The following is a 19,100-nucleotide window of genomic DNA, read 5'->3' as shown; positions in this document are numbered from 1 at the left end:
TGGATTACAGCCTTTTAGTTGTTTATCGTCGGATCGTAGTACTCGTCGTTCTTGTACGAGAACGCATTGTGAACGGTCGCGGCAGGCGCCGAAGTCGGATTGTCCTTGTAGGTGGTGTAGCTGCCCACGTATCCGCCCATCGTACAGCTGCTGACGTTGACCCACTCGCCGCTCGACTGGCCCGAATATCCGCAGGCCCATGCCGGACCGTGGTCGGAATTGTAGACGTCGCCCAGAATGGCGCCCTGATTCGCGCAGCCGATGATCCGGATGTTGGAGTGGCCGATGAATCCGCCCGTGCGGCAGCCGATATGGGTGAACACGTTACCGTAGTTGGTACAGCTCTCCACGGTCGCCGTCAGCACCTTCTTCAGGTCGTCCGTACCGCCGATCAGGCCGCCCATACGCTTGCTGTTGTAGGAATTCTGCGCAGCCGCTCCCTCGAACTTGCCGACGATGTCGTCCTCGACCGTACCGCGGTTGTCCGAATTCTTCACGTTGCCGTTCATCAGCGTAGCGACCAGACCGCCCGTGCGGCCCGTCGGGCAGCTGATGTGTCCGTAATTGACGCAGAACTGAATCAGGTTGCCTTCGTCCTTGGCCATGAAGCCGCAGATACCGGCCGTCTGCATGCCGTTGCCGCCGTTGCCGTTGTTGGTGATCTTGCCCGTGCGTACGAACCCGTAATTCGCGCATCCCAGCGACTTGGCGCGGCCGCCGATGGTCGAGTTCTTCATCACTCCGACCAGACCCGAAGCCACGCAGAGCACTTCGGAACCGCTGTCTCCGGCGAAGTCGATGTTGTAGTAGTTGGTGCACGATTCGATCGTCGAGTTGACCGCATAGACGGCCAGCGATGCGACGCTCGTCGCCTTCGGGGCGTCGCCCGTGAAGGTCCACGTGATGTCGGTGTCGGGATCGCCCAGCGTCAGGTTGCGGACCGTAGCCCCGTCGAGCGAGCCGAAGAACGCGTAGCCCCACTTGCCGGTGGACATGTCGGCCGTATAGTTCAGGTTCTTGACGGCGAAGCCCTGACCGTCGAAGGTGCCCTTGAAGGGATTGACCGTCTTGTAGGGAGTCGTCGTATTGTACTCGCTGGCATCCACGCCGCCGATCGGCGTCCACGACTCGACGGCCGCCATGTCGATATCGTTCAGCAGCACGACTTCGCCCGCCTCGTTCTCCCAGCGTGCGGCGCTGGCTCCGGCATTGACCGCCGCGGCGAAGCCCATGAGGTCGGCCGCGGTCGAGATGCCGCCTCCGCCGCCTTCGGGAATCTTGGGCGACTGCTTGACGACGATTGCCGCCGAGATGTCGTAAAGCGCATTCGAGAAGCGGATTTCGCCCGTGCGGAGCGCGCCGCTCGCATCCTCGTAGTAATCGGCCGTGAAGACGTGCGTGAGGGTCGTCATCGCGCGGGTCGAGTTGTATATGAGCCACTTGGAGGCCGACTCCTCGACCGTCACTTCATAGTCGATGCTGGCCGAAACCTTGACTTCGAACTGCGTCATGTCGCCTTCGAGCACGATGTCGGCCGTCGAACCGTTGTAAACCGGGTCCTGAATCTCGGCCGTGCCGTAGGTGAAGAAGAGCGGTTTGAGAATCGTATTGCCCCCGGCGTGCGCCATGACGAGGATATTGCCCTCTTGGGCGCCCTCCTTGAGCGAGACGGTGATCGTCGATATGGATTCGTCGATCTCGGCGTCGACGTTATAGGAGGTGAAGATATCCACCAGCGCGCCTTCCGCCTGCGAACCGCCGACGATGTATCTGATCTTCACTTTCGAGGCATAGTCCGGAACGGCCGTGTAGGTCGGCGAGTCGAACGAAACGGACAGCGCCTCGAACATCTGCAGGCGCAGTTCGGTGCCGTCGGCGAGAATGAAGACGGCTTCGCCGGTCTTTTCGTCCACGTAAGCCTCTTTGAAGAGGATGTTGCTGACGTCGTCGGCCAGCACCTTGTTGCCCTTGGCGTCGGTGATCGGCTTGCCGTTCACCGTCCAGAAGCCCTCGGCGTCGATGCCCACTTCGGGCTTCTCGCCGCCTGCGGGAACCTTCTCGCCGTCCACAAGTATCCATTCGTAGGTCTCGCCGTTGTCGGAGGTCTGGCGCCAGTACCACACGCCGTCCTCGTCCTTGGCGATGCCGACGATCGGCAGGGTCACGACCTCTTTCTGGGTGGCGAGGGTGAGCGTGCGGCTCTCCCCGCCGCGGTCGATGTAGGTGATGACGTAGTTGCCTTCGGCATCGGTCGAGATGAGCGACACGAACGAGCTGTTTATCAGCTGCGTGAGCGCGTCCATCTGCGTACGGAGCCCGTCCACGGCCCGTTCCAGTTCATCGAGAATCTGTCCCACGTCGTCGAGGTCCTTCTTGATACGGGTATCGTCGTATCCGTCGCTGCATGCCGCTGCAAACAGGAATGTAGCGAGGAAGATCGTATTCAATATCTTTTTCATCGTTCTGTTCATTTAGTCGTTTATGGGTTCCTTGCTACTTGATCCTGACATGCATGTAGTTCATGCAGCTGCGCTCGCCCTTCGAGTCGCAGGGCCTGTTGGCGATCGCGCCGGCGCCGTTCTCCCATTTCCACAACGTCGTGGAGCCGCCGCCGTCGAAACGGATCGCATTGTGAAGCCCCAGTTTCTTCATGGTCATGTAAAGCTGCCAGTAGTTCATGCCGGTGTCGATGCTCGTGCGGCCGTCCACGCAGACCAGCTTGACGGTCGTGCCGGCCTGATCGGCTCCGATGCAGGTAGCCGGCATGAGCGTCGCGTCGTTCACCGCATTCCAGTTGCCGCCGTTCAGGAAGCGGTACATGCTGGAGTTGTGCATGATAATCTGTTTGGAGACGCTGCCGATAGACACGTTGGCGTTGATCCGGACAGCGTCGCCCACCTTGAGCGCCGCAGCCAGCGCCGCAGCCTTTTCGCCCGTCACCTGAAGCACCCAGTCGGTCTTTTCGCTCACGAACGGCACCTCGACCGAGGCTCCGTTGCGACCGTCCACGATCGCCGTGACCGTCGCATCGAACCAGCCGTCGTTGACGGTCATCTGCTGCGAGCAGCGGCCCACGACGAAGAGCGCATCGCTGCCCACCGGATTGTAGATGCCCGGATGCGGCTCCTTTCGGAAGCGCGAAGTATAGAGATTGGCGTCGTAACCGTCGGTGTTGTTGAGCCGGACGATCGTATCGTTCACCGAGTAGTATTCGTAGTCCGTATCGTTCACCTTGAGATAGCCCGTGAAGCTGCGGTTGTCGAAGCTGACGGTACGGTCCTCGAAGAAGGTGAAGCCGGGACGGTGGTTCGAAAGCGACTGGCGCACGGTCGGGTTGTTGATGAAGACCGGTTCGCCGTATTCGATGTGGAATCCGCGCGGGAAACCGTCGTGCGAATTGAAGAAGCCCGTGTTGATGCCGGCAACGATGTTGCGGCCCTCGGCGCGGCGGCGCGTACAGGTCTCGGAGAGCGTTTCGCGCAGTTTCTTGCCGTTGTTCGAGTTGTTGTTGGCATTGGGGTTGAGACAGAGTTCGTCGGCCATGACCGTTTCGAGCACCACGTTGGGATTGGTCAGGTCGGCCTCGACGACGTAGACGTTCTGGGCGAAATTCTTCATCGCGTAGTGGTAGAACTTCACACCCTCGGCCAGCTGCGTCTCCGCCTTCACCTCCCAGTCGTAGAACTCCTCGTACTGGTCGCTCAGGCCGTTGAGCGTCGGATCGAATTTTCCGTGTACGATCGCCATGGCATAGGTCGCTTCGGGAGCCGACTGCGGATTGTCCTTGTATGCGGTATAGTCGCCCACGCGGCCGCCGACCACACATTCGGTAATCAGGTCGGCGCTCTTGTTGTAGCCTGCCGCCCAACCCGAACCGTGGTAATTGGTCCCCGACAGCGTGTGGTCCGAAAGGATGACGCCCTTGTTCTCGCACTTGGTGATCTTGGCCTCGTTATGGCCGACGAAGCCGCCCGTGCGGCAGCCCAGCTGCGAGAAGACGTCGCCGTTGTTGACGCACGAAGTGAACGCGGCGTCGGCCGAAGCGCCGCCGGCGAGTCCGCCCATGCGCTTATAGCCCGGATTGGCGCCGAAAATACCGTTCACGTCGTCCTGCACCTTCCCGTTGTTGACGCATGCGGTCACTTGACCGCTGGTAGCCACGGCCACGATGCCGCCGCTGCGTCCCGACGGAGCGCTCAGAGCGCCGTTATTGGTGCATTCGGTCAGCGACGAAGTCTTCATGTAACCGACGATACCGCCCTGATGGAATCCCGAATTGGAGCCGTTGCCCGTGTTGGCGATCGTGCCGCAGGTCAGCGCGCCGTCGTTGACGCACTGCGTCAGCGTCGCGTTCTGGAGATATCCGGCGATGCCGCCCAGACATACCGAGATGTTGGCGGCGTCGCTGCCCGCGAATGCGATCGCGGCCTTATTGGTGCAGGAGGTGATTTTGCCTTCGGCATAGCCGGCGAAAGCGCCGATCGCCGCACCCTGCGGAGCCGCGCCAGTCAGACGGATGACGCCTTCGATGGTGAGGTTCTTGATTTCGCCTTCGGCGCCGAGGGCCGAGAAGAGGCCGTGGGCGACGTTGCCGTCCGCAAGGTCGAAGGTCCAATCGACGTTCTTCAGCGCGAAATTCTTGCCGTTGAACACTTTATCGAAGACATTTTCACCCATTGCATAGGTGACTGCCTTGTTCGCATCGGCGGTGCTGGGAGTTACGACTCCGCCGATCACATAATCGCTCCAGTCCGTGCCTGCCATGTCGATGTCGTTCATCAGGCAGACTTCGCCGTCGATCGTATATTTGGCCAGACTCTTGCCGGCATTGACCGCCGAGGCGAAAGCCTTGAGATCGTCGGCGTTGCGGATGCCCGTCGGCGCGCCTTCCATCGTCGTAAAAATCAGCGGCTTGATAATCACGTTGTCCGCGCCGTCGTAGAACATCACGACCAAACGGCCCTCCTCGAAGCCGTCGGGGAAGGTCACGGTAATGGTTTTGGCCTGCTCATCGAGTTTGGCCGCGAGTCCTTCGGCCTTCTCGACGGTCAGCACCGAAGTTTCGGTCTCGCCCACGAGCGTATAGGTGATCACGAGCGGCTGCGCGACGTCGGGCACTACGGTCCGGGGTTCGACGCTCAGCAGCACGTTGAAGCCGTTCTGCACCTGCGCCGTGACCTGCACGCCGTCGCCCAGCGTGAAGACCACCGTGCCGTCGTCCTTCATTTCGACCTTGGTGATCACCGAAGCGCTCTTGCCCTCGGCCTTCACCGGATTGCCCGACGCATCGGTTATCCGCTTGCCGAAGAGCGTCCAGTAGCCCTGATCGTCTACGCCGATTTCGGGCGTACGGCCCGTAACGGGAATTTTGGCGCCGTCGGTATCGAGCAGCCACGAGGTCTTGCCGCCCGTGGTGACGGTCCAATAGTAGATTTCGCCGTCGGCCTTCATGCCGATGATCGGCTGGGTATTGGCGTCGTCCATGGTCGCGATGTCGATCGTGTGCTCCACGTTGTCGGCATCCTTGTAGCTGAGGACATAGTGCCCGTCGGCATCCTGCGTGATCGAGGTGACGGCACCGCCGCTGACGACTGCGGCCAGCGCGTCGAGCTGCTGCTGCATCGTCGTGACCTGAGCCTTGAGTTCGTTGAGGCTCTTGTACATCCCGTCGATGTCCTTCCACAGGGCCGAATCGTCGAAGTTGTCGCTGCATCCGTAAGCGAAAACGGTCGCAGCGGCGAACATCAGAGTCAAGATTCTTTTCATTCGTTTTAATTTTAAGGTTTGTTGAGTTTCGGTCGGTTCAGAGGCGCCGCCGTAACGACGCCTATATTAAGAACACATATCCGGCTCCGAATACGTAACCCGCAAAAGATGTTTTTGCCTGACGAATGAAAAAATCCGCTCCGCATGCCCCGGCGGCGGGAACGGCCCGAAAAGAGACGTCCCGGAGACCGCAACGGTCTCCGGGACGCACCTCCTCAGATCGGTTCCGCGCGCCGCTATTCGGCGTCGTGCGGGAAATATTTCATGTATTGAACGCGCTGGTAGACGTCGCTTTCGGCATTGCCGTAATTCATCTTCCCGCGGAACTCGGCCAGCGACTCGAAGCCGTGGCGTTCGGCCCACAGGTCGATGAAGCGGTTGATGTCCACGATCACGCCGTAGCCCTTCTCGTGGATCGCCGAGCAGATCTGCACGGCGTTCGCGCCGCACAACAGCGCCTTCACGGCCGCTTCGCCGTCGTGCACGCCCGTCGATACGGAGACGTCGAGCTGCGGCACGGCCGTCGTGCAGAGCGCCACGCTGCGCAGTACGTTGCGCAGTTCGGCCGGCTCGCTGAACGGATCGCCGTTCACGAAGGTCATGCGCTCCACGTCGATATCGGGTTCGAAGAAGCGGTTGAACATCACCACGCCGCGGGCGCCGCGCGCCAGCAGCGAATCGGCCACGGCCAGCACGTTGGTCAGGCGCATGGGAAGCTTCACCGACACGGGAATCTTCACGGCCTCGGCCACGCGGCGGACGACGTCGGCGTACTCCTGTTCCAGCTCCTGCGCCGAACGGTGACGGTCGGTCGGCTGCAGGAAGATGTTCAGCTCCAGCGCCGCGGCGCCGGCCTGCTCCATCGAGACGGCATAGTCGGTCCACGCTTCGGCCGAAGCGATGCAGTTGATGCTGGCGATGACGGGCACGCCCGTCGTGCGCGCATCGGCGACGAGTTTGAGGAATTCACCCTTGTAGGCATCGCCGATATAACGTTCGAGGTACTCGCCCGAATCGCCCATGCCCTGCTGCGACGCATAGTCGAGGGCCGCGGCATGGCGGATGATCTGCTCCTCGAAGATCGACTTGAGGACCACGGCGCCCGCACCGTTGCGCACGCACTGTTCGATGTTGGACACCGTGGCCGTATAGGGCGAACTGCTGACCACGACGGGACTCGAAAGGTCGAGTCCGAGGTATTTTGCTTTCATAAAACGAGCTTTTTATAGTTACTAATCGCTTTCACGGCCGGGAATGGCCCGGCTCAGGCGGCTGTTCGGCACAGCCCCGCCGCAGCGGATTAAACGAACGGAATCTTCACCACTTCGGCGCGGAGGGGTTTCTCGCGCACGACGACGGCGATTTCCGTACCCGCCTTGGCGTATTCGGGCGTCACGTAGCCCAGTCCGAAACCGACCTTCATGCAGGGCGACATCGTACCCGAAGTGACATGGCCGATCCGCGTGCCGTCGGGCGCGGCGATCTCGTAGCCGTGGCGCGGAATGCCGCGGTCGATCATCTTGAATCCCACCAGCCTGCGGGTCACGCCCTCGGCCTTCTGCTTCTCCAGCAGGGGGCGGTCGATGAACTCCTTGCCCTCGGCGAATTTGGTGATCCAGCCCAGTCCGCCTTCGAGCGGCGAGGTGGTGTCGTCGATGTCGTTGCCGTAGAGGCAGAAGCCCTTCTCCAGACGCAGCGTATCGCGCGCGCCCAGACCGATATTCTTGAGTCCGAACTCTTCGCCGGCCTCCCAGAGCGCTTTCCAGAGTTTGTCGCCGTCTTCATTGGCCGCGTAAATCTCGCAGCCGCCCGATCCCGTATAGCCCGTGATCGAAAGGATGGCGTCGCAGCCTGCGACCTTCATCTTTTTGAAGGTATAGTACTCCATCTCCTCGACCGGCTCGTCGCACATCTTCTGCACGATCTTCATGGCCAGAGGTCCCTGCACGGCGAGCTGGCAGATTTCGTCCGAAGCGTTGTAAAGCTCCTTGCCGTGGCCTGCCTCCATGCCGAACGCCCGGCCCTGTTCGCAGATGTGGTTCCAGTCCTTTTCGATGTTGGCGGCATTGACGCAGAGCATGTAGGTCTCGGCATCGACCCGGTAGACGAGGATGTCGTCCACGATACCGCCCCGGCCGTTGGGCATGCAGGTATACTGCACCTTGCCGTCGTAGAGTTTCGACACGTCGTTGGTCGTGATGCGCTGCAGCAGGCCGAGGGCCTTAGGTCCCTTGACCCAGATTTCGCCCATGTGGCTCACGTCGAAGACGCCGGCGCCGCCGCGGACGGCCATGTGCTCGTCGTTGATGCCCGTGAACTCGATGGGCATATTGTATCCCGCGAATTCGGCCATTTTAGCCCCCGCGGCAATGTGGTACTTGGTGAATGCAGTGGTTTTCATATCAGGATTTTAAGGTTTTATTCGCGGCGTTTGACACCCAGACGCGGACAGCGGTGGAACTCCTTCGTCCGGTCGAACAGGTAACGGTAGGTGGTGTGCATCTTGTGGCGCGTGGCGCAGACGTAGCTTTCGATCATGCGGTTCATCACCGGATTGAAGTCGCCCACCCATGCGAACTCGATGGTCTTGTAGTGGTTGCGCGGCGTGCGCATGTATTTTTCGAGGATGAAGCGCATCATGCCCGACTCGACGCCCTTGCCGTGGAATTCGGGCGCGATGCCGAAGATGATGCCGAAAATGCGGTCGCTGGCCTTGCGGACCTTCAGGTCCCAGAGCATCCGCAGCTTCTGAATGAGTCCGAATTTGCCGTTGAACTTGCCGATGATGCGGTTCAGGTCGGGAACCATGATGAAGAAACCGATCGGCTCGTCGTTGAAATAGGCGAAGAAGATGATCTCCGGGTCGATGATCGGCTTCATCGTCTCCATGATCTTCATCGCCTCCTCCTGCGTCATGGGCTTCACGCCCGAAAAGAGCGACCACGCCTTATTATATATGATGCGGAAGTTCTCGGCCTCCTCCTCGATGCGCGACATGTCGATCTGGCGGAAACCGTAGCCCGGCGTCGAGAAGAGACGCTTGGCCCGGTCGTGGACCATGGCGTTCACGTCGTCGTCGTAGATTTTCCAGATGTAGGTGTTCTGGTTGAAGTAGTTCCGGAATCCGTAGTTCTCGAACAGCTCCTTGTAATAAGGCGGGTTGTAGGGATTCTCGTACAGCGGCTGGAACTCGTAGCCCTCGACCAGCAGGCCCCACCACGCGTCGCGCTGTCCGAAATTGATCGGGCCGTCCATCGCCTCCATGCCGCGGCTGGCCAGCCACATGCGCGAAGCGTCGAACATCAGGTCGGCGACCTGCTGGTCGTCGATCGACTCGAAGAATCCGCAGCCGCCCGTGGGCTGCTCTTCGAGTGAGGCCTTCTCGCGGTTGTAGAACGCCGCGATGCGCCCCACGACCTCGCCGGCACGGTTGCGCACCACCCAGCGGACGGCTTCGCCGTCGGCGAACTGCTCGTTGCGGGCCGGATCGAAAACCTTGCGGATATCGGTATCCAGCGGGCAGACCCAGTTGCGGTTGCCCTTGTAAATCTTCTTGGGGAGGTCGAGCCACTCGCGTTCGAGTGCGGGCGTGACGACCTCCTGAAGCACGTATTTGTCACTGTTCATTCATGCATGTTTTTTATAGACCAGAACAAAGATAGAAATAAAAAACGAAAATGGAATGAAACGGGCGGGAAAGTCGCAAAGCCGCAGACCCGTACGCGGCGGCCGGTTCGCTTGTCCGCAAGGAAAAATTGTTTATCTTTGTGGAAACTGCGTCCGCACAATCCCCCGATCCCCATGGCAACAGACTACAGCGAATTCGGCTGGAGCGATGCTCAGCCCGCATTCTACCACGAACTCCTCTGCAAATACATCGAGCGGCTGCTCCCGGCCGACGGCACCCCGATTCTGGACGTGGGCTGCGGCAACGGCTTCACCGCAAATTATCTGGCCGGCAAGGGCTACGACGTTTACGGCATCGACGCATCGCGGCAGGGCATAGCCATCGCCAATCGGACGGGGGGGGGAATCCCGGCCGTTTCTTCGTCTGCGACGTAACGACGGGCGAGCTGCCGCCCGAACTGCGGAAGATCCCCTTTAGGACCGTGATCTCGATGGAGGTCATCGAGCACCTTTACAGCCCGCGGACATTCGCCGCCTTCGTCCGCAGCATCCTCGAAGCCAACGGCGGCGGACGTTTCATACTCACCACGCCTTACCACGGGTACCTGAAAAACCTCTCGATAGCCCTCGCCGGCAAAGCGGACCGCCACTACAGCGCATTGTGGGAGGGCGGCCATATCAAATTCTGGTCCCGCAGGACGCTCGCCATCCTGCTGCGGGAAGCCGGGTTCCGCAACATGGCCTTCACCGGCGCGGGGCGCATCCCGTACCTGTGGCGGCACATGGTGTTCAGCGCCGAAGCGCCGGCGGCCGCGGAAGTCCGGGCCTGCGACCCGGCTGCGGAACCGTGAAAACCCCGCTGCCGTTCCGGCCGGCGGAGCCGTACGGAGACAGATGCCGCCGAAACAGCGCGGAAACGGCACAGAGGCAGCACAGGGTATGGTACGGAAGCAGTACGGGGTACGGCACGGAAGCAGCACGGAGACGGCAGGGCGGCGGCACGGAGGTAAAAACGCACGGTTTCTCATTTCGCGGATTTTTTTCTATTTTTGTTAAAACAAATCAGGCGACACGATGAACAAGAATCTCGAACAATCCCTTTCGGACGGAAACAGGCCCCAGTACCGCTTCATGAAATACCGCATCCACAAAATCCTGCTGGTCTGCTGCAGCTACGACGGGTATATTCTCGAAGAAGACGGACATATCGAGTCGCAGATCAATCAGGAGTACCTCGACCTGAACATGTCGAACCCGCCGTCATTCACACGCGTCAGCTCGACGCGCGAGGCGCTGGACCTGCTCGGACGCGACGATTCGTTCGACTTCATCCTGACGATGTACAACGTGGGGGAACTGGACGTCTTCACGTTCGCCAAGATCGTCAAGGAGCGCCATCCGCAGATTCCCGTGGCGCTGCTCACCTCCTTCTCGAAAGACATCTACCGCCGCATCGAGGAGCAGGACCGTTCGGGACTCGACTACATCTTCGGCTGGCACGGCAACACCGACCTGATCATGGCGATCATCAAGCTGGTCGAGGACAAGATGAACGCCGAGGAGGATATCGTCGAGGGCGGCGTGCAGGCCATTCTGCTGGTCGAGGACTCGATCCGCTTCTACTCGACCTACCTGCCCGAACTCTACAAACTGATCCTGCTGCAGAACACCGAATTCCTGAAGGACGCCCTCAACGAACAGCAGCAGATCCTGCGCAAACGCGCACGCCCCAAGATCCTGCTCGCCACCAACTACGAGGAGGCCGTGGAGCTTTACGACCGTTACAAGAAGAACATGCTGGGCGTGATTTCCGACGTGGGGTTCGTACTCCACCGCAACGACCCGCCCGAAAGCGAGAAGCGCGACGCCGGCATCGACCTCTGCCGCCGCATCAAGGAGGACAACCCGCTGATGCCCGTACTGCTGCAGTCGTCGCAGACCGAATTCGAGGCGCAGGCCCGCGGGCTGGGAGCCGGATTCATCGCCAAGAATTCGAAAACGCTGCTCTCGCAGCTGCACGAATATATCGCCAAGGAGTTCGCATTCGGCGACTTCCTCTTCAAGGACCCCGATACGGGAGCCGTCATCGGCCGCGCCAAGGATCTGGCGCAGATGCAGGAGATGATCGCCACGATTCCCGACAAGGCGTTCGAATACCACACCTCGCAGAACCACCTCTCGAAATGGCTCTACTCGCGGGGGCTCTTCCCGCTGGCCGCGGCCATCCGCCGGGGCAACAAGAGCCAGTTCGCCACCACCGAAGAGCACCGCCAGCGCATCGTGAACCTCATCAAGGACTACCGCATCCTGCTCGGACAGGGCGTGGTGGCGCGCTTCGACACCGAGACCTACAGCGACGCGGTGGCTTTCGCCCGCATCGGCGAAGGGTCGCTCGGCGGCAAGGCCCGCGGTCTGGCGTTCATGAACTCGATGCTGCTCAAGCACCGCCAGTACGACAAGCACGACAACCTGCGCATCATGATTCCCCGCTCGGTGGTGATCGCAACGGACTATTTCGACGAATTCATCCGCAACAACGGACTCAAATACATCATTTCGCAGGAGTTTTCGGACGAGGAGATACTCTCGGAGTTCGTCAGTTCGACGATTCCCGTCAAACTGCAGCGCGAGCTGAAAGCCTACATCAAGACCGTCAGTACGCCGCTGGCCGTGCGGTCGTCGTCGAAGCTGGAGGATTCGCACTACCAGCCGTTCGCCGGCATCTACTCGACCTACATGATCCCCTATGTGGACAACGAGGACCAGATGCTGCGTCTGCTGCTCAAGGCGGTCAAGAGCGTATACGCCTCGGTCTACTTCGCATCGTCGAGGGCCTACCTCTCCTCGTCGCAGAACCTGATCTCGGAGGAGAAGATGGCCGTCATCATACAGGAGGTGTGCGGCACGGAGCAGAACGGACTTTTCTTCCCGACCTTTTCGGGCGTGGCGCGTTCGATCAACTACTACCCCATCGGCGACGAAGCTCCCGAAGACGGCGTGTGCAACGTCGCCATGGGACTGGGCAAGCTGGTCGTGGACGGAGGGCGCACGCTGCGCTTCTCGCCCCGCTATCCGCAGAAGGTGCTCCAGACCTCGACGCCCGAACTGGCGCTGCGCGACACGCAGAACGAAGTGCTGGCCCTGAGCCTGCAGCCCGAAGAGTTCCGCACGTCGATCGACGACGCGGTGAACCTGCGGCGGCTCGACATCGCCCAGATCGCCGAGCTGCGCAATTCGCGCTTCGTATGCTCGGTGTGGGACCGCGAGAACGAGCGCATCTCGGACAGCCCCTTCGACCGGGGCCGCAAAGTCATAACGTTCAACAACATACTGAAATACAACACCTTCCCGCTGGCGGAGATCGTCACCGACATCCTGCACATGGGCGCCGAGGAGATGCGCTGCCCCGTGGAGGTCGAATTCGCCGTCAATATGGACGTAGCGCCGGGGGAGCAGCAGATTTTCAACCTGCTGCAAATCCGCCCGATCATCGACAATCAGGACAACCGGCCGATCGACTGGAGCGCGGTGGACACCTCCGATGCGCTGGTCTACGGCGAGAACGCCCTCGGCATCGGCATGATGAACGACATCTCGGACGTCATCTACATCAAAAGCGGCACGTTCAGTTCGCTTTCGACCGAGAAGATCGCCGACGAACTGCTGGAGCTGAACCGCCGCATGCGCGACGAAAAACGCTCCTACATCCTCGTCGGTCCCGGCCGCTGGGGTTCGTCGGACCCGTTCCTCGGCGTGCCCGTCAAGTGGAACCACATCTCCGAAGCCAAGGTGATCGTCGAATGCGGCATCGAGAAATTCGACGTCGAGCCGTCGCAGGGCACGCACTTCTTCCAGAACGTCACCTCGCTGGGCGTGGGTTACCTGACGATCAGCCCCTTCCGCGGCGACGGCGTATTCCGCGAAGAGACGCTCGACAAATGCGCCGCGATCTACGAAGGCAGCTTCCTGCGGCAGGTGCGTTTCGAGCGTCCGCTGTGGGTCTGCATCGACGGCCGCTCGAACAAAGGCATCGTCAAAGAGACGCCGGACGAAGCGCGGGAAAAATAGCCCGCAGCGCACCGATACGACATTTTCCGGAGAAAAGGAGAAATAAATAACGAATTTTCGGAAAAAATCATGTTGCAGTTACAATTTATAAGAAATAGTTTTATATTTGTAATAAAGAAACAACCTTTAAAACTTCAGGCAATATGAACGTAAACAAATTAATGGCGGAACTTGAGCGCAAGCATCCCGGCGAAAGCGAATACCTGCAGGCCGTGCGCGAAGTTCTCATGACGGTAGAGGAAACCTACAACCAGCATCCGGAATTCGAGGCCAACCGTATCGCAGAGCGCATCGTGGAGCCTGACCGCAGTTTTACCTTCAAGGTGGTCTGGGTAGACGACAAGGGCGAGGTGCAGGTCAATACCGGTTACCGCGTGCAGTTCAACAACGCGATCGGTCCCTACAAGGGAGGTCTGCGTTTCCACCCCTCGGTGAATCCCTCGATCCTGAAATTCCTCGGTTTCGAGCAGATTTTCAAGAATGCGCTGACGACGCTTCCGATGGGCGGCGCCAAGGGCGGCTCGGACTTCAACCCCAAAGGCAAGTCGGACCGCGAGGTAATGCGCTTCTGCCAAGCCTTCATGGTCGAACTGTGGCGTCATATCGGTCCCGAAACAGACGTTCCGGCCGGTGATATCGGCGTGGGCGGCCGCGAAATCGGCTACCTTTACGGCATGTACCGCAAGCTGGCGCGCGAGAATACGGGCGTACTGACCGGCAAGGGCATGACTTACGGCGGTTCGCTGATTCGTCCCGAAGCGACGGGCTTCGGCGCGGTTTACTTCCTGCGCCAGATGCTCGAAAAGGCAGGCATGGACATCAAAGGCCAGACCATCGCCATATCGGGCTTCGGCAACGTGGCGTGGGGTGCGGCGACGAAGGCGACCGAGCTGGGCGCCAAGGTCGTGACGATTTCGGGCCCCGACGGCTACATCTACGATCCCGAAGGTCTCGACGCCGAAAAGATCGCCTACATGCTCGAACTGCGCGCTTCGAACAACGACGTGGTCGAGCCTTACGTCCATAAGTTCCCGAACGCGCAATTCTTCGCCGGCAAGAAACCGTGGGAGGTCAAGGTGGACATCGCCATGCCCTGCGCCACGCAGAACGAGCTGGACGGCGAGGACGCCAAGAAACTGCTGGCCAACGGCGTGAAGATCGTGGCCGAAGTCTCGAACATGGGCTGCCGCCCCGAAGCGATCGACGCCTTCATCGCGGCGAAAATCCCCTACGGACCGGGCAAGGCCGTCAATGCGGGCGGCGTAGCGACGTCGGGACTCGAAATGAGCCAGAACTCGCAGAAATACAACTGGACGGCCGAGGAGGTCGATGCCAAGCTGCATCAGATCATGTCGTCGATCCACCACGCATGTCTGGAATACGGCACCGAGAAGGACGGCTTCATCAACTACATGAAGGGCGCCAACATCGCGGGCTTCATGAAAGTCGCCAAGTCGATGGTCGAGCAGGGTGTGCTGTAAATTAACTGCCTAATAAAAGAGACCGAAAATGAAAATCATTTTCGGTCTCTTTATTTTCCCCCTCCCGTCACTTCACGCTCCTGCCTCCCAAATATTCCGCACCGCAGTTTTCACATTCAAGCCCGGTTTTCGCCCCGGTCAATGTCCATGAAATATACCCCTTATCACACTGGCCCGGGAGAAAGGGGTATGTCATATACAATCCTGACGGATTACAGGGCTGTTTTTTCGGCGAAACGCAAAAATATCCGGAACACAAAAGCGAATCCCCAGCCGTGATTCGCGTCCATATTTTAGGGGATTCAAGATCTCAGAACATCGCACTTACGGCCATGCCCAGCGTCAGTTTGTGCATCGCTACGCAGGAAGAGGAAACGAGCGGCGGAGCGACGTCGTAGTCGGCTGTAAAGCGCACGCTCAGATTGCGATTGACCAGATAGGTGGACGAAAAGCCCGTTCCGACCGTAAATCCGCCCCGGCCTTCGATCCTGTAGCCGGAAGTAGTGTAAGGTTTATAATGCTCATAACCGCAGAGAAGCTTCGAGCCGATGCGCCAGCGCGTCGAGAGCGGATAGGAAAAATAGGGACCTGCCGTCACGGAACAGCACTCGAATTCATCGTTCTGCGGGACGCCGTTTACGTTCATTTCCAGATTCGTCACCGCAAACCGCCCACCCACGCCGACATAGGGCGAGGCGAACCATGCACCCTGCACGCCGACCGTCGGTCCGACTTTGAAATCGGTGTGCATCCCCGCATAAGGCGTATAGGAGCCGGGAATGACCGTCAGCCCGACGGAAAACCCGACGAACGACGGATGCCGGTAGCGGTCGAAAACGACGTATGTTTCGCGGACCTTAAGCCCCTTCTCCTTGAATATCAGATCGGCGAGGAAATAGCCGAATTCGGTGGCGAGGATGCCGATACCCGCGCCTACCATGACGTCGCTCATCCAGTGGCGGTTGTTCAGTTGCCGCGTAACGCCCGTGAGGGTCGCCAGCGTATAGCCGCCGATGCTGTACCACGGACTGCGGTGCCCGTATTCCTTATGCAGCATCGTCGCCGTCATAAAGGCGGTCGCCGTATGGCCGGAAGGGAACGAATTGCGCGTGGAGCCATCGGGACGCATCACGCGGAAGGAGTACTTCAGCGAATTGACCGCCGCGGCCATCAGCCCGGCGGAGAAAGCGTCGGAGACCAGCATGCGTCCCCACGAGCTGCGGCTTTCGACGCCGCAGACCTTCATCCCGACCAGCAGGGCTGCGGGCGCATATTGCAGGTAATCGTCGTAATCGTGGTGGAACGACCTGACGTAACCGTTGCGCAGACGGCGGAAGTCGGTATCGTAAAGCGACACCACGGCTCCGCCCAGAATCAGCGGCACGGCGACGAAGGTCATGCGGTAACCTTTGGTCGAAGTCCGGCGGTCCACATACTGCGAGAAAGAACTTTCCGCCGCAGGGATCAGACACTCGTTGCCCAGACTGTCTTTAATCTGCGCCGAGACAGGACCGGAAATCAGGAACACCGCCGACAGACAAAGCAAAAAAGATCTCTTCATCCAGAGCCAGTCGTTCAACGTTTTCGCCGCAGGGCACGAATCGCTTCGCCGCCGATAGCCAGCAGCGAGGTGCAGCCGATGACGGCCGCCCATTCGCGCCACGCAAGCGGCTCGGTGCGGAACACCTCGCCGCCGAACTCGACGATGAGCACCTGTCCCGCGGCGATGGCCAGCAGGATGAGGAAAAACTCACGGCACCCGCGCAGGCAGGTAAAGACCGAATGGCGCGTCTCGAAGCCTTTGGCGTTGAACATGTTCCAGAACTGCAGGAAAACGAACGTCGAGAAGAAAAGCGTCAGCTGGCGCACGGTGAGTCCGCCTGCGGTGATCGTCCACCAGAAGAGCATGCCCAGCAGGACGGCGACCATGATGCCGCCGCAGATGAAGAGCGTGCGGGCCATGCCGGGCGTAATGATGAACTCGTCGCGCGGACGGGGTTTTTCGAGCATCACTTCGGGATTGGGCGGCAGCGAGGCCATCGCCATCGCCGCAAAGGTGTCCATGATGATATTGACCCAGAGAATCTGCACCACCGTCAGCGGCATGTCGGTGCCGAAAACCGCGCCGACGAAGCAGATCACGATCGCCGCGAAGTTGATCGTCAGCTGGAAAAGCACGAAACGCTGGATGTTGCGGTAAAGCGAGCGGCCCCACATGACGGCCGTCGCGATCGAAGCGAACGAATCGTCGAGCAGCGTGATGTCGCTGGCGTCCTTGGCAACGGAGGTGCCCGATCCCATCGAAAGCCCCACGTTGGCGAAGTTGAGCGCCGGGGCGTCGTTCGTACCGTCGCCCGTCACGGCCACCACCTCGCCGCACTGCTGCAACAGCCGCACGAGCCGCTGTTTGTCGAGCGGCCGGGCGCGCGACATGATCTTCAGTTCCCGCACGCGTCCGAGCAGCTCATCGTCGCTCATCGCCGCGAACTCCGTACCGGTCATGTGGTTGCGGTCGTTGTCGCGGGCATCGTCCCACAAGCCGATCTGGCGGGCGATCTCGCGCGCCGTAGCGGGAGTGTCGCCCGTAACGATCTTGACGTCTATCCCGGCGTTCAGGCAGCGCCGCACGGCGTCGGGGACATCCTCGCGCACCGGATCGGAGATAGCCGCCACGCCCGAAAAATGCAGCTGCGACGCCGCTACGGCACGCAGACAGTCGTCCTCGGCGGTTTCGGCCCACGCTATGGCGAGTGTACGCATCGCGCGGCCCTGAAACCCGGCCAGCTGCTCGGCGACCTGCGTATCCTTGCCGTCGGGGGCGCACATGGCGCGCACGATTTCGGGCGCACCCTTGACGCAGACGATCCGGCGGCCCGAAACGCCGCTTTCGATGATCGTCGCCATATATTTGCGTTCGGTCGAGAAGGTAAGCCGGTCGACGATCTTCGCCTCCGAGCGCAGGGGTTCGTAATCCTCGCCCTGCGAGCGCATCCACTCCAGCAGGGCGCCCTCGGTCGGGTTGCCTATAACGGCGCCCGAAGCGTCGAGGAAAGCCGTGGAGTTGGCGGCCACGATCTCGGCGAAATCATGCGCCGGAAGCGCATCGTAACGCACCAGTTCCTGCACGTGCATCCGGTTCTGGGTCAACGTGCCGGTCTTGTCGGTGCAGATGACCGTCACGGCGCCCATCGTTTCGCAGGCGTGCATGCGCCGCACGAGGTTGTTGGTCTTGAGCATGCGCCGCATGGACATCGCCAGCGACAGCGTAATGCTCATCGGAAGTCCTTCGGGAACGGCCATCACGATGATGGCCACCGAGACCATGAAAATGTGCAGCACCTGCTGCGATATTTCGAGCCAGTCGCGCTCGAACAACCCACCGACGAAGACCGCCTTGCCGAGCATGACGCAGAAAATAGCGACCGCAAGCGCAATGCCGGCCCGGCCGATGAGTTTCGAGAGGCGCGTCAACTGGCGGTTGAGCGGCGTCTGCTCGTCGCTCTGGACGGTCGCCTGCTCCGTGACGCGGCCCGCTTCGGTCGCATCGCCCACGGCCGTAGCAACCAGAACGCCGTAACCGTCCGCCACGGTCGTACCGCGCAGTGCGACGTTCGAAGGATAGGTCGCTTCGGAATCGAAATGCGCCTCGTCGACGGTTTTATCCACCTCCAGTTCGCCCGTGAGGGTCGATTCGTTGATGCGCAGCGACACAGCTTCGACCAGCTCGCCGTCCGCGGGCACGGTTTCGCCGCTTTCGATATAGACCACGTCGCCCACGACCACGTCGCGGCGGGGAATCTCGCGGATCGAGCCGTCGCGCATCACCTTGACCGGAATATCGTCGTTGACCTGATTCAGCCGGCGGAAACGCCGCATGGCGTCCCACTCGAACCAGAACCCGACGCAGGTCGCCAGAATAATGGCGCATATGATGCCGATCGACTCGGTGAAATCCTTGTGAACGGACCCGATGGCAAGCGACAGCACCGCGGCCAGCAGCAGAATGCGGATGATCGGGTCCTTGAACTTCTCGACGAAAAGCTTCCATGCCGAATCGTCTTTGGGCGGCGTGATGACGTTGTCGCCATGCGTCCGCCGGCTGTCTGCGGCCTCTTGCGAGGATAAACCTTTGGGATTGTAACGGATCATTGGTATGCA

General features: G+C 60.4%; 11 protein-coding genes. 4 read left to right on the top strand and 7 right to left on the bottom strand.

Annotation, left to right across the window (positions count from 1 at the left end; genetic code table 11):
* Positions 1-14: 14 nt before the first annotated feature.
* From ACESTR_RS14030 to ACESTR_RS14010, 5 genes are all read right to left on the bottom strand, one after another.
* Positions 15-2,459, bottom strand: coding sequence for a PL29 family lyase N-terminal domain-containing protein (locus ACESTR_RS14030; protein WP_227042424.1), 2,445 nt, complete (start codon positions 2,457-2,459; stop codon positions 15-17).
* A 34-nt stretch (positions 2,460-2,493) separates the two neighbouring features.
* Positions 2,494-5,766, bottom strand: a complete 3,273-nt coding sequence (locus tag ACESTR_RS14025) for a PL29 family lyase N-terminal domain-containing protein (RefSeq protein WP_009596388.1) — start codon at positions 5,764-5,766, stop codon at positions 2,494-2,496.
* A gap of 236 nt (positions 5,767-6,002) precedes the next feature.
* Complete coding sequence (locus ACESTR_RS14020) at positions 6,003-6,977, bottom strand: dihydroorotate dehydrogenase-like protein (RefSeq protein WP_130063382.1); 975 nt, start codon at positions 6,975-6,977, stop codon at positions 6,003-6,005.
* Positions 6,978-7,066: 89 nt separating this feature from the next.
* Positions 7,067-8,167, bottom strand: coding sequence for a glycine cleavage system aminomethyltransferase GcvT (gcvT, locus tag ACESTR_RS14015; RefSeq protein WP_022044620.1), 1,101 nt, complete (start codon positions 8,165-8,167; stop codon positions 7,067-7,069).
* 17 nt (positions 8,168-8,184) lie between these two features.
* Positions 8,185-9,393, bottom strand: coding sequence for a hypothetical protein (locus ACESTR_RS14010; RefSeq protein WP_022044619.1), 1,209 nt, complete (start codon positions 9,391-9,393; stop codon positions 8,185-8,187).
* A 174-nt stretch (positions 9,394-9,567) separates the two neighbouring features.
* Between ACESTR_RS14010 and ACESTR_RS14005 the strand changes: the two genes are divergently transcribed.
* The 4 genes from ACESTR_RS14005 (at position 9,568) to gdhA (ending at position 14,942) form a co-directional block, all read left to right on the top strand.
* Entirely contained in the window at positions 9,568-9,828 is a 261-nt protein-coding gene (locus ACESTR_RS14005; RefSeq protein WP_278714217.1) for a class I SAM-dependent methyltransferase, read from the top strand.
* Between the two features lie 11 nt (positions 9,829-9,839).
* A complete protein-coding gene (locus tag ACESTR_RS14000; protein ID WP_205760812.1) occupies positions 9,840-10,244 on the top strand; it encodes a methyltransferase domain-containing protein in 405 nt (134 codons plus the stop codon).
* 223 nt (positions 10,245-10,467) lie between these two features.
* The gene (locus ACESTR_RS13995) at positions 10,468-13,461 is read left to right on the top strand and encodes a PEP/pyruvate-binding domain-containing protein (RefSeq protein WP_302576431.1); all 2,994 of its coding nucleotides are present in this window, start codon (positions 10,468-10,470) and stop codon (positions 13,459-13,461) included.
* A 143-nt stretch (positions 13,462-13,604) separates the two neighbouring features.
* Entirely contained in the window at positions 13,605-14,942 is a 1,338-nt protein-coding gene (gene gdhA / locus ACESTR_RS13990; protein ID WP_014775680.1) for an NADP-specific glutamate dehydrogenase, read from the top strand.
* A 310-nt stretch (positions 14,943-15,252) separates the two neighbouring features.
* Here the strand turns inward: gdhA and ACESTR_RS13985 are convergent, their stop codons facing one another.
* Positions 15,253-16,503, bottom strand: coding sequence for a phosphatase PAP2 family protein (locus tag ACESTR_RS13985; protein WP_039939601.1), 1,251 nt, complete (start codon positions 16,501-16,503; stop codon positions 15,253-15,255).
* Between the two features lie 14 nt (positions 16,504-16,517).
* Positions 16,518-19,091, bottom strand: a complete 2,574-nt coding sequence (locus ACESTR_RS13980; protein WP_373179379.1) for a calcium-translocating P-type ATPase, PMCA-type — start codon at positions 19,089-19,091, stop codon at positions 16,518-16,520.
* Positions 19,092-19,100 lie beyond the last annotated feature (9 nt).

Origin of the sequence: Alistipes sp. DJF_B185, from assembly GCF_964250025.1 — a bacterium.
GTDB lineage: Bacteria > Bacteroidota > Bacteroidia > Bacteroidales > Rikenellaceae > Alistipes > Alistipes finegoldii.
Note: the sequence above shows the minus strand (reverse complement) of the source record. Positions and strands in the feature narration are given on the sequence as shown.